Raw genomic sequence first — 24,876 nt, 5'->3', positions numbered from 1 at the left:
CCGGGTCCTTCCGGGTCAGCGGTGCAGGCGGCCCGCGATGGCGTGGCCGATGAACAGGTAGACCACGGCGGCCAGTCCGTAGCCGGCGACCACCCGCGCCCACGCCTCGTCGAAGGTGAACAGGTCGTGCGACCAGCCCGCCAGCCACGAGGCCGTGTCATGGACGAACTCGACCAGGGAGTTGCCCCTGTTCGCGTCCAACAGGTACATCAAGATCCACAGACCGAGGATGATGGCCATCACGTCCGCTACTACGGCGATGACCCGGCCGGCCTGGTTCGTGCCTGAGTGGTATCGAGACATGGTGTTCGAATTGCCGCTGGGCGCCCCCTGAAACCGGCCACAGGCCCGTAATCCCGGGCCCCACGACCCGTACGGGCCTCCCGGCTGGCGGCTGCCGGGAGGCCGGGCAAGGCTTCGGAGCAGGAGACACCCGCTCGGGGAGACACGTCCGGAGGACCGCGTGCCCGTTCCGCTGCGCCGCACATGGGTGGCGCTCATCTTGTGCTGCGCCCTGCTGGCCGGTACCGCCGCCTGCGGCAGTGACGACAAGACCAGCACCAAGACCCCCGCCGCGGCCACCCCGAGCCCCAGCACGTCCGCCGAACGCCAGAAGTTCGCCAAGACCCGCTTCGTCGCCAACGCGGGCCTCGCGGCCGGGGCGACGTACCAGTGGATCGTGAAGCCCTGGCGGGCCGGCACCTTCAAGAAGGGTGCCGACGGCCGCAAGGTGGCCCTCGTCAAGGCCGGCCTCGCCGGTGCCTTCGCCTACAACCGGCTCAAGGCCGCCCAGAAGAACGCCCAGGGCGACCCCACCCTGTCCAAGGCGCTCGCACCGCTCACCGCGGGCATCGAGAGCCTGAAGAACCTGCCGTCCAAACTGCGCAACGGCGATACGGGCGCGATGAGTTCCTACGACGACATCATCAACAAGGTGAAGAGCGCGGGCGCGAGCGCGGGCGCTCCGGTCAAGGACCAGGTGCCCTCCTCCTCGGACCTCTCCAAGGGTTAGCGGCAGAAAAACGGCGACGGCCCCCCGCCCGCAAAGGGCGAGGGGCCGCACACGACGGTCCGGGGGCTCAGCCGCGCTGGATGCCCGAGGTGTCCTGAAGCACACCGCGACGGCCGTCCTGGGTCTGCGCGACCAGCGCGGCACCGCGCTGCTCGACCGCCAGGTACCAGGTGCCGGGGGCCAGTTCGGCGACCGGGCTGGGCGAGCCGTCCTCCGCGTACAGCGGGCGGGCCACCGGCACGGCGAACCAGAACGGCGAGAAGTCCGCGGCCGCCTGCTGCTGCGGCGCCGGAGCGCCCTGCGCGGCACCCTGCCCGAACGCCTGGGCCTGCTGCGGCTGACCGCCGAAGGACGCGGCCGGGGCGCCGGGGTAGCCGTAACCCTGGGGCGGCTGGGCGCCGTAGGGCTGCGGGGCGACCGGCTTGGGCGCCGGGATCAGCGCGGCCTGGAGCGCCGGGACGAGCGGGGTGGCGACGGCGGCGGCCGCCATCAGCAGCGTGGCGACCAGCGCGAGGATCAGACCGGTACCGGCGCTCGGCGACTTCGAGCCGGACGCGATGTTGTCCAGGCCGCCGATCGGGTCGATCACGTTGCCCAGCGCGCTCCACGCGGCGAACACCGCGAACGCCACGCCGAAGACGCCGAGTTCGAGACCGGCGACCTTGCGGGGCTGCGGCAGCGCGCGGGCGGTGACGACGAGCGCGGCGGCGATCAGACCTGCCAGGACGACGCTGAGCAGGACGGGGCCGCTCTCCCAGAGGTTCGGCATGTCGACGTCGCCGGGGAGCTCGTCGTACGAAAAGTTGTCGAAGAACGACGCGATGAGCAGCAGCAGCGCTGCTCCGATCACCACGCCGTCGCCTCTGGTGAGAGAGCGGATATTCACTTCATCAGGTCCTTCGTAGGTCGTCTCGTCGTCGGTAGACAGTACCGTCCGCGTGATCCGCTGTGCGGACGGTTTCGCCCGGCGGTCACGACTCGTGCAGGAAACTCACGATTCCCTCAGAGATCCCCTGCGCTGCCTTCTGCCGCCAGGGACCGCTGGTCAGCAGCGCCACATCGGACTTGTCGCGCATGTTCCCGCACTCGATGAACACCTTGGGAACCGTTGACAGATTGAGACCGCCGAGGTCCGTGCGCGTGACCATCCCGGTGCCCTCGCCCAGATAGTTGGAGAAGGGTTCGCCGGTGGAGCGGCGGTAGCCGCCCGCGACCCGCTCGCCCAGCCGCTTGGAGGGGGCGACGATGGGCCGGGTGTCCGCGGCGCCCGCGTGCACCGCGCCCGGCATGATGACGTGGAAACCCCGGTTGCCCTGCGCCGAGCCGTCCGCGTGCAGCGAGATCGCCGCGTCCGCGTGGGCCTTGTTGCCGATCCGGGCCCGCTCGTCCACGCACGGCCCCCACTTCCGGTCGCCGTCGTGGGTCAGCTTCACCGTGGCGCCCTGCTTCTCCAGCAGCGCCCGCAGCCGGTGGGCGAGGTCCAGGGTGAACTTGGCCTCCGGGTAACCGGCGTCCGTGGCGGTGCCGGTGGTGTCGCACTCCTTCTTGCCGGTGCCGATGTCGACCTGCTTGTTGATCTCGGCCGTGTGCCGGAAGTTGCCCGTGTTGTGGCCGGGGTCGATGACGACGACCTTCCCGGCGAGCGAGCTCGCACTCGGCGACGCACTGCCCGCGCCGCCCGGCGCCGCGGACGCCGACGGGCTCGCGGCGGCCGCCGAACGGTCCGGCTCGTCGCCGAGCGCCGACCAGCCCAGCCAGCCCAGCAGGGCGACCGGCACCAGCGCGGCGAACGTGATGGTCAGCGCGCGGCGGGAGCGCGGCTGGGGGGCTTCGTCTTCCGGGCCTTCGTACGACACCCGGCCACCCTAACGGCAGGACCGGCCCGGCCCCCGCATCCCTGACGGCTCGTCAGATCTCGTCCCCGGTGCGCTTCAGCACCCGCAGGGAACCGGTCGCGGAGACCTCGGTGAACGCCCCCGAGGCCAGCGCCCGCAAGTACACCCGGTACGGCGCCTGGCCGGTGAACTCGTCCTCCGGCTCCGGGAACACGTCGTGGATGACCAGCAGTCCGCCGGGTGCGACGTGCGGGGCCCAGCCCTCGTAGTCGGCACTCGCGTGCTCGTCGGTGTGGCCGCCGTCGACGAACACCAGCGCCACCGGGGAGTTCCACACCGCGGCGACCTGCGGGGAGCGGCCGACCAGCGCGATCACGTGGTCCTCCAGGCCCGCCCGGTGCAGGGTGCGGCGGAAGGTGGGCAGGGTGTCCATCAGGCCGACCTCGGGGTCGACCGTCTCCGGGTCGTGGTAGTCCCAGCCCGGCTGCTGCTCCTCGCTGCCCCGGTGGTGGTCGACGGTGAGCGCGGTGACCCCGGACTCACGGGCCGCGTCCGCGAGCAGCACGGTGGAGCGCCCGCAGTAGGTGCCGACCTCCAGCAGCGGCAGCCCCAGCCGCCCGGCGTCCAGCGCCGCCGCGTACAGCGCCAGCCCCTCGTCCACGGGCATGAACCCCTTCGCGGCCTCGAACGCGGCCAGGATCTCCGGCTTGGGTGCCGCGGGCATGGGGGGTCCTCTCGTCGTACGTCTCTCTGGGCGCCCATGCTGTCGCACCCCCCGCCGGAGTGCGACGGGGGGTGCGACAGGCGGGGGACCTGGACGGGTTACGCCGTGACGGTCTCGCCCGGCAGCGGCAGGTCCAGCTCGACCGGCCGCTCGTCCCCGGAGTGCGTCGCCGAGGAGGCCAGCGGGCCGTGCCCGGCGGCCCTGGCGGCCAGGACGTACGGGCCCTCGGACGGGACCGCGAGGGCGTAGCTGCCGTCCGGGGCGGTGAGCGTGGTGCCCGCCTGGCGGCCCCGGCGGTCGATCAGGGTGACCTTGGCGCGGGGCACCGGAGCGCCGGAGGCGTCCAGCACCCGGCCCCGGAAGCCGCCCAGCACCTCCTGGGCGCGCTCCAGCGCGGCGTCCTCCTCGCTGCTGGCCCGCAGCTGGACGTGCTGGGCGGCCGGACGCGGGGTGCGCGGCAGGAACACCGCGAGCGCCAGGCCGACCAGCACGGCGGCGGTGGCGATCAGGAACGACACCCGGAACCCGTGCATCGTCGGCACCGCGACCCCGCCCATGTCGTACGCGGTGTTGGCCAGCACCATGCCGATGACGGCGCTGGAGACCGAGGTGCCGATGGAGCGCATCAGGGTGTTGAGGCCGTTGGCGGCACCCGTCTCGGAGGCCGGGACCGCGCCCACGATCAGCGCGGGCAGCGAGGAGTAGGCCAGGCCGATGCCCGCGCCGAGGACCACCGAGGTGATGATCGTCTGCCAGGCGGCGTGCATCAGGCCGAGCCCGCCCGCGTAGCCGACCGCGATGACCAGCAGGCCGATGATCAGGGTCGTCCGGGGTCCGTAGCGGGCCGAGAGGCGGGCGTAGACCGGGGCGGTGAACATCATCGTCAGGCCCAGCGGGGCCACGCACAGACCCGCGACCACCATCGACTGGCCCAGGCCGTAGCCCGTGACGGTGGGGAGCTGGAGCAGCTGGGGGAGGACCAGCGAGACGACGTAGAAGCTGACGCCGACCATGATCGAGGCGAGGTTGGTGAGCAGCACCTCGCGGCGGGCGGTGGTGCGCAGGTCGACCAGCGGTGCCGCGATGCGCAGCTCGTACACGCCCCACAGCAGGAGCACGGCGAGCGCGGCGGCGAACAGGCCGAGCGTGGTGCCGGAGGACCAGCCCCAGTCGCTGCCCTTGGTGATCGGCAGCAGGAGCAGCACCAGTCCGGCGGAGAGGCCGACGGCGCCCGGGTAGTCGAAGGAGCCCTTCGCGCGGGCCGGGGACTCAGGGACGACGAGCAGGGTGAGGCCGATGGCGAGCACGCCCAGGCCGGCGGCGCCGTAGAACAGGGCGTGCCAGTCGGTGTGCTGGGCGACCAGGGCCGCGGCGGGCAGCGCGAGACCGCCGCCGACGCCGATCGAGGAACTCATCAGCGCCATCGCGGAGGCGAGCCGCTCACGCGGGAGCATGTCGCGCATCAGGCCGATGCCCAGCGGGATCGCGCCCATGGCGAAGCCCTGGAGGACACGGCCCACGATCATCAGGAGCAGCTGGCTGGTGACCGCGCTGACCAGCGCGCCGACCACCATCACGGACAGGCTGAGGATCAGCATCCGGCGCTTGCCGTACAGGTCGCCGAGGCGGCCCATGATCGGGGTGGCCACGGCACCGGACAGCAGGGTGGAGGTGAGGACCCAGGTCGCGTTGCTCGGCTCGGTGCCGAGCAGCTGCGGCAGGTCCTTGATGACCGGCACGAGCAGGGTCTGCATCACCGCGACCACGATGCCCGCGAAGGCGAGCACCGGGACGACGGCCCCGCCCGCTCTCCGGGTGGCGTGATCGGGCGTGGTGTGGGTCATGGAAATGAGGTCCTCCCGCGTGAATACGTGCAGGGTGAACCTCGTATGCACAGGAAACTATTCCGTTGCTTCGGGACGCTAATGAAACCTTGACCGAGACATGGGTTTCTGACCGGGTGTCAGTGCTTGCGTCACAGCCAGCCGCGCTGCCGGGCCTCCCGTACGGCCTCCGCGCGGTTGCGGGTGCCGGTCTTGCCGATCGCCGAGGAGAGGTAGTTGCGGACGGTGGACTCCGAGAGGTGGAGCCGGGCGGCGATGTCGGCGACGGTCGCGCCGTCCACGGAGGCGGTCAGCACCTCGCGCTCCCGGCCCGTCAGCGGATTCGGCCCGGCGCTCAGCGCGGCCGCCGCCAGCACCGGGTCGACCACCGTCTCCCCGGCCAGCACCCGGCGCACCGCCTGGGCCAGTTCCTCCACCGGGCCGTCCTTGACCAGGAACCCGGCCGCCCCCGCCTCCATCGCCCGGCGCAGATAGCCGGGCCGGCCGAAGGTGGTCAGGATCAGCACCCGGCACCCCGGCACCCGCTCCCGCAGCAGCGCCGCCGCGTCCAGACCGCTCAGGCCCGGCAGCTCGATGTCCAGCAGCGCCACGTCCGGCCGGTGCTCCACGGCGGCCGGCACGATCGCGTCCCCCGCCGACACCTGCGCGACCACCTCGATGTCGTCCTCCATGCCCAGCAGGAGGGCCAGGGCGCCGCGCATCATGCCCTGGTCCTCGGCCAGCAGGAGCCGGATGTCCTTCACGGCGCCAGGGTAGCGAGGGCCGGTCCGGCCGTCAGGACTCCACGGCAACCGGGACCGCTTCCCCGGCGCACGGTCCGCCGGGGCCACGGGTCGCTCCGCCGCGCCCCCGTCAGGACTCCAGCGCGACCGGCACCGCTTCCCCGGCGCACGGGTCCGCCGGGCCCACCGGCAGCTCCGCCGTCACCGTGAAGCCGCCCGCCGGGACCGGGCCCGCCGTCAGCGAGCCGCCCGCCGCGGCCAGCCGCTCGGTCAGCCCCGTCAGGCCGGTGCCGCCGATGCCCGCGCCCTTGGCCGGTGCACCCGTGCCGTCGTCGGTGACGGTGAGCCGGACCCGCTCCGCCGCGCTCTCCACGGTGATCTCGCACCGGGTGGCCCCGCTGTGCCGGACCACGTTCGTCACCGCCTCCCGCACCACCCAGCCGAGCAGCGCCTCGGTCTGCGGGGCCAGCGGTGCCCCCGACTGCCGGACCACCGGCTCCACGCTCGCCGCCGCCAGCGCCGACCTCGCCCGCGTCAGCTCGGTGGACAGACTGCCCTCGCGGTAGCCGGTCACCGCCTCCCGGATCTCGGTCAGCGCCTGCCGCCCGACCGACTCGATGTCCCCGATCTGCGCCAGCGCCGCGTCCAGGTCCCGCCCGGCCAGCCGTCGCGCCGCCTCCGACTTCACCACGATCACCGACATGGTGTGGCCCAGCAGGTCGTGCAGATCGCGGGAGAACCGCAGCCGCTCCTTCTCCACCGCCCGCCGCGCCAGCTCCTCCCGCGCGGCCCGCAGCTCCCGCACCGCCTCCGACAGGCTCAGGATCGCCGCCGTGACCATGCAGGACAGGAAGGTCGCGTACCCGATGTTCGGCGCCTCCCGCCAGCCCTCGCGCAGCCCGGCGAGGACCGCTCCGTACGCCGCGAGCAGCAGCCCGACCCGGCCCAGGTGCCGACCGCGCAGGGTGGCGCCCGTGGCGAGGCCGAGCAGCGGGAAGAACAGCAGCCAGTTGCCGCCGTAGCCGACCGCCAGGCCCGTGGTCACCAGGCCCATCGTCAGCAGTGCCAGCCGGGTGGAGAGGGACTGGCGCTTCTCGCGGTCGAAGGCGCGGAACGTGACGTAGACGTAGAGGGAGTTGAAGGTGAACAGGCCCAGGCCGCCGATCCACGGGTTCTCGGCCTTGCCCTGGAGCAGGTTGGAGAAGGAGCCCAGGCCCATCAGCAGCCAGGGCAGCAGGGCGAAGCCGGTCGGCGGGGGTCCCGCGTGGTCGGCGCCCCGGGCACACCTCGCCGAGCGCCGCCGCAGCACCCGCGCCCACCACGTCATGTCCGTGTCCCTCGGCCTCTCCCGCTTCACCGCGTCCGGCCGGTCGGCGGGACGACGTTCCAGGGTAGGGAAGGAGAGCCGTTGCCCGCACCGGGCGGATCGCGTCTGTGTCATGTCTACGACGGTAGAAGCGGGGCGCCGCCCGGGGCAGAGGCGTACGTACGGACTCCTGCGGTACGCGTGTACGGCGCCCGGCAGTACAAATGTCACGGCTGGGAATGGCGAAGGGGCGGGGTACGCGCCCTGTGGCACGTACCCCGCCCCTTCACCGTCCTGGTCAGACAGCCGTGTCGCCGGTCCCGCCGGCCGGGCGGCGATGGCGCCCGTGGGGGGCACTCTCCCCGTCCCGGTCCGTGACCGGGCCCCGGTGGCGACCGTGCCCGTCCGCCTCGGCGGAGGCGGATTCCGGCTGGTAGCGGTAGGAATCCGTGGGCGCGGACAGCGGCTGCGTCGTGCTGGTGTCGGTCATCGGAAGCATTCACCCCGTCAACATGATCGTCTTGCAGCCGGGAGAGTCTAACCAACCCACCAGGGGCCCGGTCCAGGCGGCCGTGCCGATCTCCGCTACCCGGTGGCGACCTTGCCGAGCGGCGCCTCCCGCAGCGGCACCGGGCGTGGTGCCTGGGGCTCGGGCTCCTCCGGGTCCGGGGACTCCGCGGGCTCCTCGGCGGCCGCCTCCGCCCCCGGAGGGTTCAGCTCCGCCACCCCGCACGGCGTCTGTGCCGTGGCGTACGGCAGCCGCAGTACCCCCTCCGCCGTCCACAGCCCGGACCCCGCCAGCCAGCCCTCGGGCGCGGGCAGGTGCCGTACCCGGCGCTCGGCCGGGCGCCAGGTGCCCACCCAGGTGCCCAGCGGGCCGTCCACCCGCAGCGCCACCGCGCAGTTCTCCGGCGTCAGCACCTGGCCCGGCTGGATGGCGAACGGCGTCACCGCGCAGTCCGGCAGCCGCAGCGCGCCGGGGAAGCGGACCGGCAGCGTGCTGCCCATCACGCCCCAGCCCAATCGTTCCCGCCCCGGCGAGGCCGCGTCCGAGGAAATCACCACCAGCCCGCTGTCCGGGTCGGCCAGCAGCAGCCGGTCGTGACTGTCGGGCGTGATCTGGAGCAGTGGCGAGACCTCGCCGTCCCGCCCCAGGTCCACCACGACCGTCTTGGTCCGGCCGCCCAGCTCCCGGTCCAGGGCCAGCATCCGCCCCGCCGGGTCCAGCCAGACCCCGCCCGAGCACTGCCCCGGCACCTCGGCCACCCGCTCCGGCCCGAAGGCGCCCCCGGCCACCAGCCACACGGCCGTGGACGTCTCACCCACCGCCAGCGCGTACGCCCGCTCGCCCCCCGGCGCGGGCGGCAGCAGCGTGAACCGGGTGCCGGGCTCGGGGCACTCCACCGCGCCGACCTGCAGCTCACCGGTGCCGGGGCCGGTCGGGTACAGCAGGGAGAAGGCGTGCCGCCGCTCCACCAGGCGGTGGATCAGCACCCGCCCGTCGCCCATCGGATGCACCTCGGTGCCCGGCTCCTCCGGCTGGCCGCCGGGCAGCGGTACCGCGTACGGCTCCGGGCCGTCCAGCGTCCAGCGCTCCGGGAACCAGCTCTCGCCGTCCAGCGCGAGCCGCGCGGCGTACGCGCCGTCCGCCGTGATGGCGTACCGCGTCGTGGGCGCCTCGTGTTCCGCACCGGTCGACGGGGATTCGATCGCACAGGCCGTCATCGTTCGGTCACCTCCGGCGACGAAGCTAGTTTTCGTACGCACGGCCGGGGGGCCGGGTCCGGTCCACTTCACACATACGGGTGGCGCAGAAGCGATTCCTCTGAGGAAAGGGCGGGGGTGGGCGTACCGGCCCGGGCCCGCCGTACGCGGTACGGCCCCCCTGGACGGACAGGTAGCCTTTCCTCGTGCCCCGTCTGTCTGAAGTCATCGCCGCGCTGGAGACCCTGTGGCCCGCAGAGCGGGCCGAGTCCTGGGACGCGGTCGGCACGGTCCTGGGCGACCCCGCCCAGGAGGTCACCCGCGTCCTGTTCGCCGTGGACCCCGTGCGGGAGGTTGCCGACGAGGCCGTACGGCTCGGCGCCGACCTGCTCGTCACCCATCACCCGCTCTATCTGCGGGGGACGACCACGGTGGCCGCCGACACCCCCAAGGGCCGGGTCGTGCACACGCTGATCAAGAACGACGTCGCCCTGTACGTCGCGCACACCAACGCCGACAAGGCAGACCCCGGAGTCTCCGACGCCCTCGCGGGCGCGCTGGACCTGCGGGTCACCGGCCCCCTCGTACCCGACCCCGACGACCCGGCCGGGCGCCGGGGCCTGGGCCGGATCTGCGAGCTGGACCACCCGCTGACCGTGCGCGAACTGGCCGAGCGCGCCGCCGAGCGGCTGCCCGCCACCGCGCAGGGCATCCGGGTCGCCGGCGACCCCGACGCCGTCGTCCGCAAGGTCGCCGTCAGCGGCGGCTCCGGCGACAGCCTCTTCGACCGGGTCCGCGCGGCCGGTGTGGACGCCTTCCTCACCGCCGATCTGCGCCACCACCCGGCCTCCGAGTTCACCGCGGTCACCGCGTCCCTCGCGGACCGGCCGCTCGCCCTGCTCGACGCGGCCCACTGGGCCACCGAGTGGCCCTGGTGCGAGCTGGCCGCGGCCGAACTCGACCAGATCTCCGACCGTCACGGCTGGGGCCTGCGGGTCCACGTGTCCAAGACGGTCACCGACCCCTGGACCGCCCACGCGGCGTCCCCCGTCACCACTAGCCCCATGGGAGCCCCCAACTGAACGCCGAGCCCGCCGACCAGATCCGACTCCTCGACGTCCAGGCCCTCGACGTCCGCCTCCAGCAGCTCGCGTACAAGCGGAACTCGCTCCCCGAGCACGCCGAGATCGAGACGCTGGGCAAGGACCTCGTCCAGCTGCGCGACCTGCTGGTGGCCGCGCAGACCGAGGAGAGCGACTGCGCCCGCGAGCAGACCAAGGCCGAGCAGGACGTGGACCAGGTGCGCCGCCGCGCCACCCGCGACCAGCAGCGCCTGGACTCCGGCGCGGTCAGCTCGCCCAAGGACCTCGCCAGCCTCCAGCACGAGATCGCGTCCCTCGCCAAGCGCCAGGGCGACCTGGAGGACGTCGTCCTCGAGGTCATGGAGCGCCGTGAGTCCGCCCAGGCGCGGGTCGCCGAGCTGACCGAGCGGGTCGCCTCCGTCGAGGCCAAGGCCGACGACGCCACCGGGCGCCGCGACGCCGCGTTCCGCGAGCTGGACGACGAGGCCGCCGCGGTGACCAAGGAGCGCGAGGTCGTCTCCGCGTCCGTCCCGGCCGACCTCCTCAAGCTCTACGACCGCCTGCGCGTCCAGGGCGGCGGTGTCGGCGCGGCCAAGCTGTACGCCCGCACCTGCCAGGGCTGCCGCCAGGAGCTGGCGATCACGGAACTGAGCGAGATCCGCTCGGCCGCGCGCAACACGGTGGTCCGCTGCGAGAACTGCCACCGCATCCTGGTGCGCACGTCGGAGTCGGGTCTGTAGGCACACCTCGGTCGAGGACGCAGGGAGCGGTTGGCGTGCGGGAGTTCGTCGTCGAGGCCGATGGCGGGTCGCGGGGCAATCCGGGACCGGCCGGGTACGGGGCCGCGGTGAGTGACGCGGCCACGGGGGAGACCCTGGCCGAGGCCGCCGAGTTCATCGGCGTCGCCACCAACAACGTCGCCGAGTACCGGGGTCTTGTCGCGGGCCTGCGCGCCGCCCACGCCCTCGACCCCGAGGCGCGGGTCGCCGTCCGCATGGACTCCAAGCTGGTCGTCGAGCAGATGTCGGGCCGCTGGAAGATCAAGCACCCCGACATGAAGCCGCTGGCCGCCGAGGCCCGCCGGATCTTCCCGCCCGGCCGGGTCACCTACGAGTGGATTCCCCGCGAGCGGAACAAACACGCCGACCGGCTGGCCAACGAGGCCATGGACGCGGGGGCGAAGGGCGAGGCGTGGACGCCTCGGGCCGCGGCTCCTGTCGCCCTTGAGCCCGACGGCCCGCCCGGCGACGCGCGGGCGGGCGCGGCCCGGGCGCGCGCGGCCATGGTCCAGGGCCGGGGTATGCCTGCGGCGGATGGCGGGGTCGGCCTGGCGTCCGGTGCCGGGGGAGCGGCGTCGACTTCTGGTGCGGATGCTTCGACACAGGACCAGAGCGCCGCTGCCTCCGCCCGACCCGGCTCGGACGTACCGGCGGATGCCGACCTCGACGGGGCGTCCGGTGCCGGAGGGAGCCACGCCGATGCGCGGGCCGCCCGTACCGTCGCCTCCGCCTCCGCCTCCGCCTCCGCCTCCGCCGCCACCACCGCGCCCGGCTGGAGTGCCGCTCCCGATCTCGGGGCGCCGGCCACCTTCGTGCTGCTGCGGCACGGGGAGACGCCGCTCACCCCGCAGAAGCGGTTCTCCGGGAGCGGGGGGAGCGATCCCGCGCTGTCCGAGGTGGGCCGGGAGCAGGCCCGGCTGGTGGCCGGGTCGCTGGCGCGGCGGGGGACCGTACAGGCGGTCGTCGCCTCGCCGCTGGCCCGTACGCGGGAGACCGCCGGGATCGTCGCGGCCCGGCTCGGGCTGGACGTGAGCGTCGACGACGGGCTGCGCGAGACGGACTTCGGGGCCTGGGAGGGGCTGACCTTCGGGGAGGCCCGCGAACGCTACCCCGAGGATCTGAACGCCTGGCTCGGCGACCCCGAGGCGCGTCCCACCGGTGGCGGGGAGAGCTTCACGGAGACCGCCGAGCGGATCGAGGAGACCCGCGCCCGGCTGGTCGCTCAGTACCAGGGCCGTACGGTGCTGCTGGTCACCCACGTCACGCCGATCAAGACCCTGCTGCGGCTCGCCCTGGGCGCCCCGCCCGAGTCGTTGTTCCGGATGGAGCTGTCGGCCGCCTCGCTGTCGGCGGTGGCGTACTACGCCGACGGCAACGCGAGCGTACGGCTGTTCAACGACACGTCCCACCTGCGTCCCTGAGGCCGGCCGCACCACGCGCCAGCTCCTCGATCCGGGCCCAGTCCCCGGCGGCCACCGCGTCCGCCGGGACCATCCAACTGCCGCCCACGCAGCCCACGTTGGGCAGTGCCAGATACTCCGGCGCACTCGCCTGCGCGATCCCGCCCGTGGGACAGAAGCGGGCGTCGGGCAACGGCCCGGCGAGGGACTTCAGATAGGCCGTACCGCCCGCCGCCTGGGCCGGGAAGAACTTCATCTCCCGCACCCCGCGCTCCAGCAGCGCCACCACCTCCGAGGTGGTCGACACCCCCGGCAGGAACGGCACCCCGGACTCCCGCATCGCCGCGAGCAGCGACTCCGTCCAGCCGGGGGAGACCAGGAACCGCGCCCCGGCCGCCACGCACCGTGTCACCTGCTCCGGAGTGATCACCGTCCCGGCGCCCACCACCGCCTCGGGCACCTCCTCGGCGATGGCCCGGATGCCGTCCAGCGCGGCCGGGGTGCGCAGCGTGACCTCGATCGCGGGCAGCCCCCCGGCGACCAGCGCCCGCGCCAGCGGTACGGCGTCGGCGGCGTCGGAGAGCACGACGACGGGCAGGACGGGCGCGAGATCCAGTACGGAGGCGGGGGAGGGCGGGGGCACCGATGAGGTCATGGACGACATCGTGCCCAGGGGTGGCAGCATGCGCAACGGGCGTTGCGCATGCTGCAATGGCTCTCAGTGGGCGCTCAGTGGACCTCGTCCACCAGTACGTCCAGTGCCCACGGCTTGCCGGCCTTCTCCGGCGCCGCCGCCTCCACCTCGTACCCGAGGTCCCGCAGCGCGACGACCAGCTCGGCCGGGTCCTTGGGCGCGGCGCTCTCCGTGAGCAGGGCGCGGACGATTCGGCCCTTGGTCGCCTTGTTGAAGTGGCTGACCACCTTCCGGGTGGGCGCGTGCAGCACCCGTACCGTCGCCGTGCGCCCGGCGGTCTCGCCCTTGGGCTTCCAGGCGGCGGCGTACGCGGCGGAGCGCAGGTCCAGCACCAGGCCGTCCCCGGCCGCCTCGGGCAGCACCTTGGCCATCGGCGCCCGCCAGTGCCCGGCCAGCGCGCCGAGGCCGGGCAGCTTGACGCCCATCGAGCAGCGGTAGGAGGGGATGCGGTCGGTGACGCCGATCGCGCCCCACAGCCCGGAGAAGACCAGCAGCGAGCGGGCCGCGCGGCGCTTGGCGGCCGGGTCGAGGGAGGCCAGGCCGAGGGCGTCGTAGAGGACACCGGTGTAGATCTCGCCCGCGGGGCGGGCGCCGGCCGTGAGCAGCCCGGCGTTCTTGGCGACCTCGCCGCGCAGCCCCTCGCTCAGGCCCAGCACCTCGCGGGCCTTCTCCTCGTCCCCGGCACACAGCTCGACCAGCTCGGCGAGCACGGCCTGCCGGGCGGCGGCGAGACCGGGCAGGGACAGCGACTCCGGCTTCAGCGGGGCACCCCGGCCCGAGGACGCCTTTCCCTCCGACGGCGGCAGCAGGACCAGCACGGACAACTCCTTCTCTCGGCCTCCGCGCCAGCGTACGGGCCCCCGGCAGCGGTCGGCGCCGCCCGCCCGGCCCGGTACCATGGTCGGCACGGCAGACGAGCCGGGCGGACGGCCGCGTGAAGTCCCTCAGGGGGCTTCCCGAGGAACGTCCGGGCTCCACAGGGCAGGGTGGTGGCTAACGGCCACCCGAGGCGACTCGCGGGACAGTGCCACAGAAAACAGACCGCCCCGCGCCTCGGCGCGAGGTAAGGGTGAAACGGTGGTGTAAGAGACCACCAGTGCCCAGGGTGACCTGGGCAGCTAGGTAAACCCCACCCGGAGCAAGGTCAAAAGGAAACACCCCGGTGTTTCTGCGCGGACGATCGAGGGCTGCCCGCCCGAGTCCGCGGGTAGACCGCACGAGGCCGGTGGCAACACCGGCCCTAGATGGATGGCCGTCACCGGGACGCCCGCGAGGGCCCCCGGAACAGAACCCGGCGTACAGCCCGACTCGTCTGTCGTACCCCTACGGCATCCCCCTGAGCAGGGTCCGCTGCCCGGCGGAGTCCTACTCCTCGAACAGCACCTCCTGCTCCGTGATCACCGTCTCCCGCAGCCGCCGGTTCCGGGCGCCGATCACCACCGCCGTGGCCGTCGCCGTGAAGCCGAGGGCGGCCGGGACCATCCAGTTGCGGTCGAAGACGTGGCCGAGGAGATGGTCCAGGGAGAGGCGGCCGGGGCCCGCGACGGCGAGGCCCGCCGCGGCCAGGCCGAGGCTCGCCGCGTACTCGTAGCCGCCCTCCTGGGCGAAGAAGCCGTTGGGGACGTGCAGCGCCGCCGCCCCCGCCATCGCGCCGGCCGCCGCCGCGCCCGCCACGGGTGTCGCCAGGCCGAGGGCCAGCAGGACGCCGCCGCCCGCCTCCGCCGCGCCTGCCGCCGTCGCGCTCGCCTTGCCCGGTGCGAAGCCCACGGACTCCATGAACTGGCCGGTGCCCTCAAGACCGTGCCCGCCGAACCAGCCGAACAGCTTCTGCGCGCCGTGCGCGGCCAGTACCCCGCCGGTGCTCAGCCGGAGCAGCAGCAGGCCCACATCGCGTCGGTCGTAACAGGTCATGGTGACTCCCTGGGGGCGCGGACGGGGAACCTTCCCTTGCGTCCACGGTCGCACCAGGCACCCCGTCCGGCCTCCCGGGCCGGGCGTCCGGGTGGCGCGGGTGGCGGACGTCCGGTGGCAGGGCGCGGGGAGCGGTGTGAGCCTGACGCCATGACGATTCAGCCCGCCAAGCTGCGCGACCCGGCCGTCCGGGCCTTCGTGCACGCCGTCAACTCCCATGACCGCGAAGGCTTCATGTCCCTCCTCGCGCCCGGCGCGACCATGGCCGACGACGGCGCCGACCGCGACCTCGCCGTCTGGATCGACCAGGAGATCTTCTCCAGCCACGGCCACCTGGAGGTCGACAACGAGTCCAGGGGCGGACGTGCCCTCGTCGCCCGGTACCGCAACGACACCTGGGGCGAGCTGCGCACCCGGTGGACGTTCACCGTGGCCGACGACGGCCGGATCTCCCGGTTCGAGACGGGCGAGGCGTGAGGGAACGGGTGTGAGGGAGCGGGTGTGAGGGACGGGTGTGAGGGAACGGGTGTGAGCGGGCGGCGCTGAGGGCTGGTCCGATGGGGCGGCCGGAGCGGGTCCGACCGGTTTGCCGCGCGATCGGTCCATCGGACTTTCATAAGAGGGCAAAGTCCTGGCCGGGGAACGACCTCCCGCTGGTAAGGCCCAGTTGGGGCCGGTGTACGGTCCCCGGGTGCGTGAATGTTCCCCGCTCAGCCGACGTGCCCTCCTCGGTCTCGCGGCAGCCGCCGTCCCCCTGACCGCCACCGCCCCCGCCTCCGCCGCCGGGGCGAGATCCGCGGGGACGAGCGTCGTCGGCGGTGAACGGCTCGCCCGCGGCGGGGTCCAGGTGCGCGCGGCCGGCCTGCCGAAGAAGCTCACCGCGCAGGCGTGGCTCCTCGCCGACCGGGACACCGGGGAGGTGCTCGCCTCCTTCAACGCGCACCGGCGACTCGCGCCCGCGTCCACGCTGAAGATGCTGTTCGCGGACACCGTGCTGCCCAAGTTCAACCGGAACCAGCGCTACCGGGTCACCGACGCCGACCTCGCCGACATACCGTCCGGGTCCAGCCTCGTCGGCGTCCAGGCCGGCACCACCTACACCGTCGAGCAGCTCTGGCAGGGCGTGTTCCTGCGCTCCGGCAACGACGCCGTGCACGTGCTGGCCCACATGAACGGCGGTGTCGCCCGCACGGTCGCCGAGATGCAGGCCAGGGCCGAGTATCTGCACGCCCTCGACACCCATGTGGTCAGCCCGGACGGCTTCGACCACAAGGGTCAGATCTCCTCGGCGTACGACCTCACGCTGTTCGCCCGCGCCGGGCTGAAGAACCCCGACTTCCGGCGCCACTGCGGCACCCGCACCGCGGACTTCCCGGCGGGCGGCAAGAAGACCTTCCAGATCCAGAACACCGACCGCCTGCTCACCGGCGCGTGGGGGCTCAACCCGTACGCGGGGCTGCTCGGGGTCAAGAACGGCTACACCAGCCACGCGGGCAACACCTTCACCGGCGCCGCCACCCGGGGCGGCCGCACCCTGCTGGTCACCGTGATGCACCCCGCCGAGGGCAGCAACGCCGTCTACGAGCAGACCGCCGCCCTCCTCGACTGGGGCTTCGGCCCCGGCCGCGCGGCCCAGCCGGTCGGCCTGCTCGCCGCGCCCGGCGGTACGAGCGGCAGCCGCCCGACCGTCAGCCCGGTCCCGGCACAGAAGCCGGCCCACGCGGCCACCACCCCGCCCGGCCCCTCCACCCTCCGCCTCGCCGAAGGCGGCGCGGGAACCGCCGCCCTGCTCGGCGCCGGCGCCTGGGCGCTCCTGCGGCGCCGCCGGGCCCGTACGGCAGATGCCCCCGCCGAAGCCGCACTCCAGCAGGGCGGCCGCCACCGCCGTTGAGGGCCCACCCGCACTGGTTCCGCCCTCGTCGTACACATGTCCCCCCGCATCCTGCGTGAGCTGAGACCATGGGGGACGTCGTCCGGGGCGTTGGCTGGGAGGGGTTTCATGGGTGAGCGGCATGCCGTGACGGCTTCGGGGGTGAAGGCCGTCCCGGAGACGGTCGTGGTCGCGGGGCCGCCGCGCGGGGTGCTCGTCACGTTCCTGCTGGGCGCCCTCACCGCCACCACACCGCTGGCGATGGACATGTACCTGCCCTCGCTGCCGGAGGTCACCCGCGCCCTGCACGCGCCCGCCGCCACCGTGCAGCTCACCCTCACCGCCTGCCTCGCCGGGATGGCGCTCGGGCAGCTGGTCGTCGGGCCGATGAGCGACAGGTGGGGGCGGCGGCGCCCGCTGCTGACCGGGCTCGCCGTGTACCTCGTCGCCACCGCCCTGTGCGCGCTCGCGCCCACCGTCGAGACGCTGGTCGCCTTCCGGCTGGCGCAGGGGCTCGCGGGCGCGGCCGGGATCGTCATCGCGCGGGCCGTCGTACGCGACCTCTACGACGGGGTCGCCATGGCCCGCTTCTTCTCCACCCTGATGCTGATATCCGGGGTCGCCCCGATCGTCGCCCCGCTGATCGGCGGGCAGATCCTGAGGGTGACCGACTGGCGGGGCGTCTTCGTCGTCCTCACCGGCATCGGGGCCGTGCTCACCGCGCTGGTCTGGCTGCGGCTGCCCGAGACGCTGCCGCCCGCCGAACGGCACCGGGGCGGGGTGAAGGAGTCCCTGCGCACCATGCGCGGCCTCCTCGCCGACCTGCCCTTCACCGGCTTCCTCCTCACGGGCGGCTTCGCCTTCGCCGCGCTCTTCGCCTACGTCTCGGCGTCCCCCTTCGTCGTCCAGGAGGTCTACGGCGCCTCCCCACAGACCTTCAGCCTGCTGTTCGGGCTCAACTCGGTCGGCCTGGTCGCCGCCGGGCAGATCAACGGCAAGCTGCTGGTGGGCCGGGTCCGGCTGGACCGGGTGCTCGGCTGCGGCCTCGCGGTGATCGTGCTGGCCGCGAGCGCCCTGCTGCTGATGACCACCGGGGTGTTCGGCGAGGTCGGGCTCGCGCCCGTCGCCGCCGCGCTGTTCGTGCTGATGTCGGCGATGGGCTTCACCATGCCCAACACCCAGGCCCTCGCCCTGCTGCGCACCCGGCACGCCGCCGGTTCCGCCTCCGCGCTGCTCGGTACGACCTCGTTCCTCATCGGCGCGGTCGCCTCCCCGCTCGTCGGGATCGCCGGGGAGGGCACCGCCGTCCCGATGGCCGTCGTCCAGTTGGCCGCCGCGCTGGTGGCGGGCGCCTGCTTCATGGGACTGTGCCGTCCCTGGAAGGCGGGCGCGGGCCCGGAGGGAGTGGACCACTGAGCGCACCGAAACTCCGTCTCGGCACCCCCGAGCGGGCCGGGCTCGACCCCGCCGGGATGGCCCGCCTCACCGACGACCTGCACGCCCTCACCGCCGGGACGCAGCCCTGGGCGGCCGGAGCCGTCGCCGTGGCCGGACGCGGCCCGGTGATCGCCGTCGCCGAGGCGTCGGGCTGGGCCGTGCGGTACGCCTCCTGGGACCCGAAGTCCGGCACCGGCGTCGAACTCCCGCCCGCCCAGCGGGTGCCGGTCACCCTCGACACCCCCTTCGACCTGGCCTCGCTCACCAAGCTGTTCACGTCGGTCGCGGCGCTCCAGCAGATCGAGCGGGGCACCCTCGGGATCGACGCCCGCGTGGGCGCGTACCTGCCCGAGTTCACCGGGGCAGGCGAACACGGCGTCACCGTGCGGCAGTTGCTCACCCACACCGCCGGGCTCGCCCCCGAACTCCCGCTCTACGACTGCCCCGACCTCACCGCCCGCCTCGCCCGGCTCCGCGCCGAGCCGCCCACGGAGAAGGTGGGGGAGTACCAGTACTCCGACCTCGGCATGCTGCTCCTCCAGTTCGTGCTGGAGCGGATCACCGGGCGCACCCTGGACGTACTGATCGCGGACGGCATCACCCGCCCGCTGGGCATGACCGCGACCTCCTACGGGCCGCGCCCCGAGGCGGCGGCCACCGAGGACCAGCGACGGCCCTGGGCCAAGGCGGACCGGGGGATGCTGCGGGGTGTCGTCCACGACGAGAACGCCTGGGCGCTCGGCGGGGTCGCGGGCCACGCCGGCCTGTTCTCCACCGGCCCCGACCTCGCCGTCTTCTGCCGCGCCCTCCTCGCGGGCGGCGCGTACGGCCCCGCCCGCATCCTCGGCCCCGACTTCGTGGAACTCCTCCTCACCCCGCCCGGCCTGGGCTTCGCCATCGACCAGCCCTGGTTCATGGGCACCCTGTCGGGGCAGGGCGCCGCCGGCCACACGGGCTTCACCGGCACGTCCCTGGTCCTGGACCCGGCGACGGACACGTTCCTGGTCCTCCTCGCCAACACCGTCCACCCGGTACGAAGGCCCCCCGACAGCCACCCCCGAGCGGCCCTGGCAAGCCGCCTGGCCAAAGCGGTACGCGACGCCTGAGCTTGGCTGCGCCACCTCCGGAGGCCGCCCCCCCCCCCCCCCCCCGGCGCCCGCCGGTGCCAACTCCCGCCGCACCGGCCGCCCGCGCGGCGCGGGCCGCCTCGGACCGGTGCACGTGTACGTGTGCGTGCGGGGCACTCTCGCAGCACCACGCCGGCGCGCGTCCCCGCACCTGAGAGAATCGAGCGGTGAACGCCCCCGTCTCCACCGCCGATACCCTCCGTTCCACCCTCGCCGGGGTGCTGGACGGGCTGCCGCCACGGCAGGCGGCGTCCGCTGTCGAGCGGCTCATCGCCAACTACCGGGGGGACACCCCGACCGACGCGCCGATCCTGCGGGACCGGGCCGATGTGGCGGCCTATGCCGCGTACCGGATGCCCGCGACGTTCGAGGCGGTGCGCTCCGCGCTGGAGGCGTTCGCGGACGCGGTGCCCGAGTGGGTGCCCCGCAGCCATGTGGACATCGGGGGCGGGACGGGCGCCGCGACCTGGGCCGTGGCCGCCACCTGGGACGGGGAACGCCCGGTGACCGTGCTGGACTGGGCCGAGCCCGCGCTCGCGCTAGGCCGGGAGATCGCCGGGGCGCACCCCGCGCTGCGCGGCGCCGAGTGGCGGCGGGCCCGGATCGGGGCCGCGCTGGAGCTGCCGGGCACCGACCTGGTCACCGTGTCCTACGTCCTCAACGAGCTGTCCGAGCCCGACCGGGCCGCCCTCGTCGACGCGGCGGCCGCCGCCGCGCAGTCCGTCGTCATCGTGGAGGCGGGCACCCCGGCGGGGTACGAGCGGATCATCGAGGCCCGTGACCGGCTGATCGCGGCCGGGTTCCGGGTCGCCGCCCCCTGCCCGCACAGCGCGCCGTGCCCGATCGTGCCCGGCACCGACTGGTGCCACTTCGCCGCGCGCGTCAGCCGTTCCTCGCTGCACCGCCAGGTCAAGGGCGGTTCGCTGGCGTACGAGGACGAGAAGTTCAGCTACGTCGCCGCCACCCGGCTGCCCGCCGATCCGGCCCCGGCTCGCGTGGTCCGGCGCCCGCAGATCCGCAAGGGTCAGGTGCTGCTCGATCTGTGCGAGGCGGACGAGCAGCTGCGGCGGACGACCGTCACCAAGCGGCACGGCGAGCTGTACAAGGCGGCCCGTGACGCCGAGTGGGGCGACGCCTGGCCGCCGCTGGGCGACGCCTAGCCCTTGGACGCCCACCCCTGGCAAAGAAAGGGGAAAATCGTGCATACCCCGTCATTGTGAGGTATGTCTCGCCAGCTTCCTTCATATCCGTGCTCGGGCTCCCCGGGGCGCAGGAAGGTGGGACGATGAGGCATGCTGTCCGCACCACAGCGAGGCGAGGGGACAGATGAGCGCGACGTTCGGCGGCCGGTCCGGCCGGCAGGGCAGGATCTCCCAGTGGCTGCGCGGACGCCGCCCCAAGCAGGAGACCGCCGGTGACGGCGGCCGTGAGTCGCTGCTGCTCGCCACCGCCGCGGCCGGGCTGCCCCTGGCGCTCGCCGCGTACCCCGCCCCCGGTTACGGCTGTTCCTGCGACCGCGTCGGCTGTCCCACCCCGGCCCGGCACCCGGTGTCCTTCGCCTGGCAGACCCAGTCGACCACCGACCGCGCCCAGATCGAGCGGTGGGCCCGCGACCAGCCGCAGGCCAACTTCATCACCGCCACCGGCATGACCCACGACGTCCTCGACGTACCCCTGGACGCCGGGCAGGCCGCCCTCGACCGGCTCCTCGGCGAGGGTGTCGAGGTCGGCCCGGTCGCCGAGAGCGACGACGGCCGCATGCTGTTCTTCACCCAGACCCGCGGCACCCCCGAGGACGAGGACGAGTGGTGGCCCTGCGAGCTGGACTGCCACCCCGAGACCATGGACGAACACCCCGGCCTGCGCTGGCACTGCCGCGGCTCCTACGTCCTCGTCCCCCCGGCCCGGCTCCCCGGTGACCCCGACCGAGGAGTCCGCTGGGTCCGCGGCCCCGAACACCCCCTGCCCGAGCCGCTGACCCTCCTGGAATCCCTCACGGACGCCTGTGCCCGGTACGCCGCCACCGACGCAGACCCCCACCCCGAAGCAGCCTGGCCGTCCCGCCGCTGAAGCGAGCCGCAGCCCTGACCGGTGGCCGGTCGCCCGGAGTCACCCAAGGCGAACCGGCCCTCAACCGGCCGTCCGCACCCGCCGACGCCGCCCCCGCCCCAACGGGCCACTCGCAGCCGCCGACGAAAGTTGTACGGGTGGTGCGGGTGGGAACCAGATCCGGCCGAAGGCCGGCCCTACTCGCCCTGCGCGGCAGTAAGCCCCTGCACACGCCCCAGCACCGACACCGGCCCCCCGCCGGCAGGATCGAGCGCGGCCTGGTTGGAGACGAACTCCAACGTCAGCGACTGCTTCACCTCACCCTTGGTCAACGCCCGCACATCCCGGTTCGGCACAACCACCGAAGTCCCGGCGGCAGCCGTCCGCTTCTCGAAGTGGCGCGAGGCGAAGAAGACCAGCGCCCCACCGTCCGTGGTGCGCAGCGCGAGCGGCGCGAAGTCGTCGCGGGTCAGCGGCTCGTCGACGTACTGCCGCACCAGCCCCGGCTTCCGCGCCTGCTGGGCCCGGACCGTACGCCACCCACTGGTGCTGGGCCCGTCGGCGAACGTCTTCCCGCCGCCCCGCAGATACGCCGCGTACCGCTCGCTCAGCTCGCCCGGCGGGACCGCCTCACCGGTGGAGCCGGCCGGCACCGCCTCGGCCCAGCCGTCCGCGTCCAGCCGGAACCTCGGCACCTGGGCGGGCGCGACCAGCGTCACGTACGACACCCGCCACGGCTCGCCGAGACCGTCGCGGAGGAACACCATCAGCCAGCGGGCGCTGCCGCCCTTGCTGCCCTTGGCGTCCGCGACGAACCACCGCGGCCAGCCCGGCTTCTTCGGGATGGTGAACTTCGCGTCGGTCAGGGTCAGCGGGGTGTGCCGGGTGTTGCCGTCCGGGCTGTTGGCGTGGCCCGCCGTCAGCCGGGCGGAGTCGATCGCGGCGAACGCCCCGGTGACATGCCCGGCGTCCAGGGAGCTGTCGAAGGCCCGGTCGGCCTTGTTGTACGCGTCCGTGAACCCCGTCAGAGCGCGGGCGGCCTCGGCGCGGGTGGCGGCGGGCAACATCTCGCGTTCGCCGTGCACGACGACACATCCGCTCGTCGTCAGCGTCCAAGCGGTCAGCGAGGCCGCTATGAGTGCCTTCCGGTTCCGGCCGCGTAGCCCGCGGCCGCTGCGATCCCTGCTCATGAGGCGACTTCACCTTCCCCTTCCCGGAGGCGAACCCTACCGGGAGGGAAAGAGCGCCGGACCCCCCGGAGGCGCCTACTTCACCGCGCTCGTCGCAGTCTCGCCCGTGCGGCCCGAGAGGCGGGAGGGAAGCAGGAACAACGTGAGCACCGGCACCAGATACAGCAGCCAGACCGTGATCTGCACGACCGTCGGGTCCGGCTGGAAGTTGAACACGCCCTTGAGCAGGGTCCCGTACCAGCTGTCCGGCGGGATCGCGCCGGAGATGTCGAAGGGCACGTCCGTCAGGCCCGGCACCCAGCCCGCCTCCTGGAGGTCGTGGAAGCCGTACGCCAGTACTCCCGCCGCGACCACGACCAGCATGCCGCCGGTCCAGGTGAAGAACTTCGCCAGGTTGATGCGCAGCGCGCCCCGGTAGAACAGCCAGCCCAGCAGCACCGCCGTGGCGATACCGAGGGCGACGCCGATCAGCGGGCGCGGGGTGCCGTCGCTCGCCGCGTGCACCGACGCCCACACGAACAGCGCGGTCTCCAGCCCCTCCCGGCCCACGGCCAGGAACGCGGTGGCGACCAGCGCGCCCGTACCCATGGCGAGGGCCGCGTCGAGACGGCCGTGCAACTCCGACTTCAGGTGCCGGGCGGTGCGCCGCATCCAGAAGACCATCCACGTCACCAGGCAGACCGCGACGATGGACAGCGAGCCGCCCAGCGCCTCCTGCGCCTGGAACGTCAGCTCCTGCGAGCCGAATTCGAGCGCGCAGCCGAAGCCCAGGGCGAGCAGGACCGCGATGGCGATGCCGGTCCAGATCGGCCGAAGGGCCTCCCGGCGGCCGGTCTTGACCAGATAGGCGATCAGGATGCAGACGACGAGCGACGCCTCAAGCCCCTCGCGCAGGCCGATCAGGTAGTTGGAGAACACGGACTACGCCTCCTTGGAGAACAGCGCCCGGCCCCACCAGTCGGCGGAGTCACGGACACCGGGCGGGACCGCGAAGACCGCCGAACCCACGTGCTGGATGTACTCGTTCAGCGCGTCCTGCGCCGACAGCCGACGCTGGAGCGGGATGAACCCCTCGCGTACGTCGCGCTGGTAGGCCAGGAAGAACAGGCCCGCGTCCAGGCGGCCGAGTCCGTCCGTGCCGTCGGTGAAGGAGTAGCCCCGGCGCAGGATGGTGATCCCGTTGTTGGAGTCGGGGTGGGCCAGGCGCACATGGGCGTCCGGCTTCATCGCCTTCAGGAACGGCGCGTCGTGCTCCTTCGCCTTGCCGACCGGCGCCCCCTCGCCCTTGTCCCGGCCGAACACGTCCTCCTGCTCCTGGAGCGAAGTCCGGTCCCAGGTCTCGATGTTCATCCGGATGCGCCGGGCGACCAGATACGAACCCCCGGTCATCCAGGCCGACTTGGCGTCCCCGTCCGAGGCGCCCACCCAGACGTGCTTGTCCAGCCGGGCGGTCTCGGTGCCGGCGATGTTGCGGGTGCCGTCCTTGAAGCCCATCAGGTTGCGCGGGGTCTGCGCGTCCGGCGTGGTCGAGGAGGTCTTGCCGAACCCCAGCTGGGACCAGCGCACCGCGACCTTGCCGAAGCCGACGCGGGCCAGATTGCGGATGGCGTGCACCGCCACCTGTGGGTCGTCCGCGCACGCCTGCACACAGAGGTCGCCCCCGGTACGGGACCTGTCGAGGTTGTCGCCGGGGAACTTCGGCAGGTCGGCGAGCGCGGCCGGACGCCGGTCGGCCAGCCCGAACCGCTCGAAGAGGGAGGGCCCGAAGCCCAGGGTGAGGGTCAGCCGGGAGGGGCTGAGGCCCAGCGCCTCGCCGGTGTCGTCCGGCGGGGCCTCGGCGAGCCCGCCGTACGCGCCCTCGCCGACCGGCTTCCCGGCCGTCATCAGCCGGGCCGCCGCCGTCCAGTCCTTGAGCAGCTGGACGAACTCGGCGCGGTCCTCGGTCTTCACGTCGAACGCGGCGAAATGCAGCCGGTCCTGCACCGGGGTGGCGATGCCCGCCTGATGGACGCCGTGGAAGGCGACGCCGCCGGCCTCCTCGGACGGCGAGGCCGACGCCAGGCCCAGCTGGCCGTCGGACAGCGCCACGCCGCCGCCCGCCGCGGCGGCGCCGAGCGCGAGCCCGGCACCGCCCCAGCCGATCAGCGCGCGCCGCGAAGGTCCGCCGCGCTCGTTCTCGGTCATCACCCG

24 protein-coding genes, 1 other RNA gene and 1 pseudogene are annotated in these 24,876 nt (G+C 73.7%); 11 read left to right on the top strand and 15 right to left on the bottom strand.

The annotated features are described in order from the left end of the window. Positions 1-15: 15 nt before the first annotated feature. The gene (locus ACIGA3_RS02485) at positions 16-303 is read right to left on the bottom strand and encodes a hypothetical protein (RefSeq protein ID WP_399709656.1); all 288 of its coding nucleotides are present in this window, start codon (positions 301-303) and stop codon (positions 16-18) included. A 160-nt stretch (positions 304-463) separates the two neighbouring features. Here ACIGA3_RS02485 and ACIGA3_RS02480 point away from each other — a divergent pair, with 160 nt between their 5' ends. Continuing rightward, a complete protein-coding gene (locus ACIGA3_RS02480; RefSeq protein WP_399709653.1) occupies positions 464-1,012 on the top strand; it encodes a hypothetical protein in 549 nt (182 codons plus the stop codon). A gap of 67 nt (positions 1,013-1,079) precedes the next feature. On the opposite strand, the gene ACIGA3_RS02475 is transcribed toward ACIGA3_RS02480, so the two are convergent. The 8 genes from ACIGA3_RS02475 to ACIGA3_RS02440 all read right to left on the bottom strand — a co-directional run bounded on the left by ACIGA3_RS02475 (position 1,080) and on the right by ACIGA3_RS02440 (position 9,168). After that, a complete protein-coding gene (locus tag ACIGA3_RS02475; RefSeq protein ID WP_399709651.1) occupies positions 1,080-1,898 on the bottom strand; it encodes a DUF5336 domain-containing protein in 819 nt (272 codons plus the stop codon). Positions 1,899-1,983: 85 nt separating this feature from the next. Next, positions 1,984-2,868, bottom strand: coding sequence for an N-acetylmuramoyl-L-alanine amidase (locus ACIGA3_RS02470; RefSeq protein ID WP_399709648.1), 885 nt, complete (start codon positions 2,866-2,868; stop codon positions 1,984-1,986). A 52-nt stretch (positions 2,869-2,920) separates the two neighbouring features. Next, entirely contained in the window at positions 2,921-3,571 is a 651-nt protein-coding gene (locus ACIGA3_RS02465) for a class I SAM-dependent methyltransferase (RefSeq protein ID WP_399709645.1), read from the bottom strand. A gap of 98 nt (positions 3,572-3,669) precedes the next feature. Then, a complete protein-coding gene (locus ACIGA3_RS02460; protein WP_399709642.1) occupies positions 3,670-5,415 on the bottom strand; it encodes an MFS transporter in 1,746 nt (581 codons plus the stop codon). Between the two features lie 131 nt (positions 5,416-5,546). After that, the gene (locus ACIGA3_RS02455; RefSeq protein WP_399709639.1) at positions 5,547-6,158 is read right to left on the bottom strand and encodes a response regulator; all 612 of its coding nucleotides are present in this window, start codon (positions 6,156-6,158) and stop codon (positions 5,547-5,549) included. Between the two features lie 109 nt (positions 6,159-6,267). After that, positions 6,268-7,464, bottom strand: a complete 1,197-nt coding sequence (locus ACIGA3_RS02450) for a sensor histidine kinase (RefSeq protein WP_399710764.1) — start codon at positions 7,462-7,464, stop codon at positions 6,268-6,270. Positions 7,465-7,741: 277 nt separating this feature from the next. Then, a complete protein-coding gene (locus tag ACIGA3_RS02445) occupies positions 7,742-7,933 on the bottom strand; it encodes a hypothetical protein (RefSeq protein WP_399709637.1) in 192 nt (63 codons plus the stop codon). 95 nt (positions 7,934-8,028) lie between these two features. Next, complete coding sequence (locus ACIGA3_RS02440; RefSeq protein WP_399709634.1) at positions 8,029-9,168, bottom strand: hypothetical protein; 1,140 nt, start codon at positions 9,166-9,168, stop codon at positions 8,029-8,031. 185 nt (positions 9,169-9,353) lie between these two features. Here ACIGA3_RS02440 and ACIGA3_RS02435 point away from each other — a divergent pair, with 185 nt between their 5' ends. The 3 genes from ACIGA3_RS02435 to ACIGA3_RS02425 are packed head-to-tail and all read left to right on the top strand — an operon-like array spanning position 9,354 to position 12,429. After that, positions 9,354-10,229 carry a Nif3-like dinuclear metal center hexameric protein gene (locus ACIGA3_RS02435; RefSeq protein ID WP_399709632.1) on the top strand — a complete coding sequence of 292 codons (876 nt, stop codon included), beginning with the start codon at positions 9,354-9,356 and terminating at the stop codon, positions 10,227-10,229. Then, positions 10,226-10,969, top strand: a complete 744-nt coding sequence (locus ACIGA3_RS02430) for a zinc ribbon domain-containing protein (RefSeq protein WP_399710762.1) — start codon at positions 10,226-10,228, stop codon at positions 10,967-10,969. The genes ACIGA3_RS02435 and ACIGA3_RS02430 overlap by 4 nt, the downstream gene beginning before the upstream one ends. Before the next feature lie 35 nt (positions 10,970-11,004). Next, the gene (locus ACIGA3_RS02425) at positions 11,005-12,429 is read left to right on the top strand and encodes a bifunctional RNase H/acid phosphatase (RefSeq protein WP_399709629.1); all 1,425 of its coding nucleotides are present in this window, start codon (positions 11,005-11,007) and stop codon (positions 12,427-12,429) included. On the opposite strand, the gene ACIGA3_RS02420 is transcribed toward ACIGA3_RS02425, so the two are convergent. Next, positions 12,401-13,063, bottom strand: a complete 663-nt coding sequence (locus ACIGA3_RS02420; RefSeq protein WP_399709626.1) for a bifunctional 4-hydroxy-2-oxoglutarate aldolase/2-dehydro-3-deoxy-phosphogluconate aldolase — start codon at positions 13,061-13,063, stop codon at positions 12,401-12,403. The genes ACIGA3_RS02425 and ACIGA3_RS02420 overlap by 29 nt on opposite strands. A 74-nt stretch (positions 13,064-13,137) precedes the next feature. Next, positions 13,138-13,920, bottom strand: coding sequence for a peroxide stress protein YaaA (yaaA, locus tag ACIGA3_RS02415; protein WP_399709623.1), 783 nt, complete (start codon positions 13,918-13,920; stop codon positions 13,138-13,140). Positions 13,921-14,016: 96 nt separating this feature from the next. Here yaaA and rnpB point away from each other — a divergent pair. Further along, positions 14,017-14,417, top strand: an RNA gene (gene rnpB, locus ACIGA3_RS02410) — RNase P RNA component class A. Positions 14,418-14,467: 50 nt separating this feature from the next. Here the strand turns inward: rnpB and ACIGA3_RS02405 are convergent. Beyond that, the gene (locus tag ACIGA3_RS02405; protein ID WP_399709620.1) at positions 14,468-15,013 is read right to left on the bottom strand and encodes a DoxX family membrane protein; all 546 of its coding nucleotides are present in this window, start codon (positions 15,011-15,013) and stop codon (positions 14,468-14,470) included. Between the two features lie 150 nt (positions 15,014-15,163). Here ACIGA3_RS02405 and ACIGA3_RS02400 point away from each other — a divergent pair, with 150 nt between their 5' ends. The 6 genes from ACIGA3_RS02400 (at position 15,164) to ACIGA3_RS02375 (ending at position 21,517) form a co-directional block, all read left to right on the top strand. Beyond that, positions 15,164-15,490 (top strand): nuclear transport factor 2 family protein, encoded by a 327-nt coding sequence (locus ACIGA3_RS02400; RefSeq protein ID WP_399709617.1) that lies wholly within the window; start codon positions 15,164-15,166, stop codon positions 15,488-15,490. A 214-nt stretch (positions 15,491-15,704) separates the two neighbouring features. Further along, a complete protein-coding gene (locus ACIGA3_RS02395) occupies positions 15,705-16,904 on the top strand; it encodes a D-alanyl-D-alanine carboxypeptidase family protein (RefSeq protein WP_399709614.1) in 1,200 nt (399 codons plus the stop codon). Between the two features lie 108 nt (positions 16,905-17,012). Beyond that, complete coding sequence (locus tag ACIGA3_RS02390; RefSeq protein WP_399709611.1) at positions 17,013-18,299, top strand: multidrug effflux MFS transporter; 1,287 nt, start codon at positions 17,013-17,015, stop codon at positions 18,297-18,299. Beyond that, positions 18,251-19,426 carry a serine hydrolase domain-containing protein gene (locus tag ACIGA3_RS02385; protein WP_399709608.1) on the top strand — a complete coding sequence of 392 codons (1,176 nt, stop codon included), beginning with the start codon at positions 18,251-18,253 and terminating at the stop codon, positions 19,424-19,426. Before ACIGA3_RS02390 ends, ACIGA3_RS02385 begins: the two co-directional genes overlap by 49 nt. A 188-nt stretch (positions 19,427-19,614) precedes the next feature. Then, entirely contained in the window at positions 19,615-20,607 is a 993-nt protein-coding gene (locus tag ACIGA3_RS02380) for a small ribosomal subunit Rsm22 family protein (RefSeq protein WP_399709605.1), read from the top strand. Positions 20,608-20,773: 166 nt separating this feature from the next. Beyond that, a complete protein-coding gene (locus tag ACIGA3_RS02375; RefSeq protein ID WP_399709603.1) occupies positions 20,774-21,517 on the top strand; it encodes a bifunctional DNA primase/polymerase in 744 nt (247 codons plus the stop codon). Between the two features lie 176 nt (positions 21,518-21,693). On the opposite strand, the gene ACIGA3_RS02370 is transcribed toward ACIGA3_RS02375, so the two are convergent. The 3 genes and pseudogenes from ACIGA3_RS02370 to efeB all read right to left on the bottom strand — a co-directional run bounded on the left by ACIGA3_RS02370 (position 21,694) and on the right by efeB (position 24,870). Next, positions 21,694-22,686, bottom strand: a complete 993-nt coding sequence (locus tag ACIGA3_RS02370; RefSeq protein WP_399709600.1) for a hypothetical protein — start codon at positions 22,684-22,686, stop codon at positions 21,694-21,696. Further along, positions 22,658-23,604: pseudogene (gene efeU / locus ACIGA3_RS02365) on the bottom strand (iron uptake transporter permease EfeU); the annotation flags it as partial. The pseudogene efeU and the gene ACIGA3_RS02370, both read right to left, overlap by 29 nt. A gap of 3 nt (positions 23,605-23,607) precedes the next feature. Beyond that, a complete protein-coding gene (gene efeB, locus ACIGA3_RS02360; protein WP_399709597.1) occupies positions 23,608-24,870 on the bottom strand; it encodes an iron uptake transporter deferrochelatase/peroxidase subunit in 1,263 nt (420 codons plus the stop codon). Positions 24,871-24,876: the final 6 nt, after the last annotated feature.

The organism is Streptomyces sp. NPDC085596 (genome assembly GCF_044541565.1).
Lineage (GTDB): Bacteria > Actinomycetota > Actinomycetes > Streptomycetales > Streptomycetaceae > Streptomyces.
The sequence above is the reverse complement of the archived record's forward strand: the minus strand, read 5'-3'. Positions and strand labels throughout refer to the sequence as shown.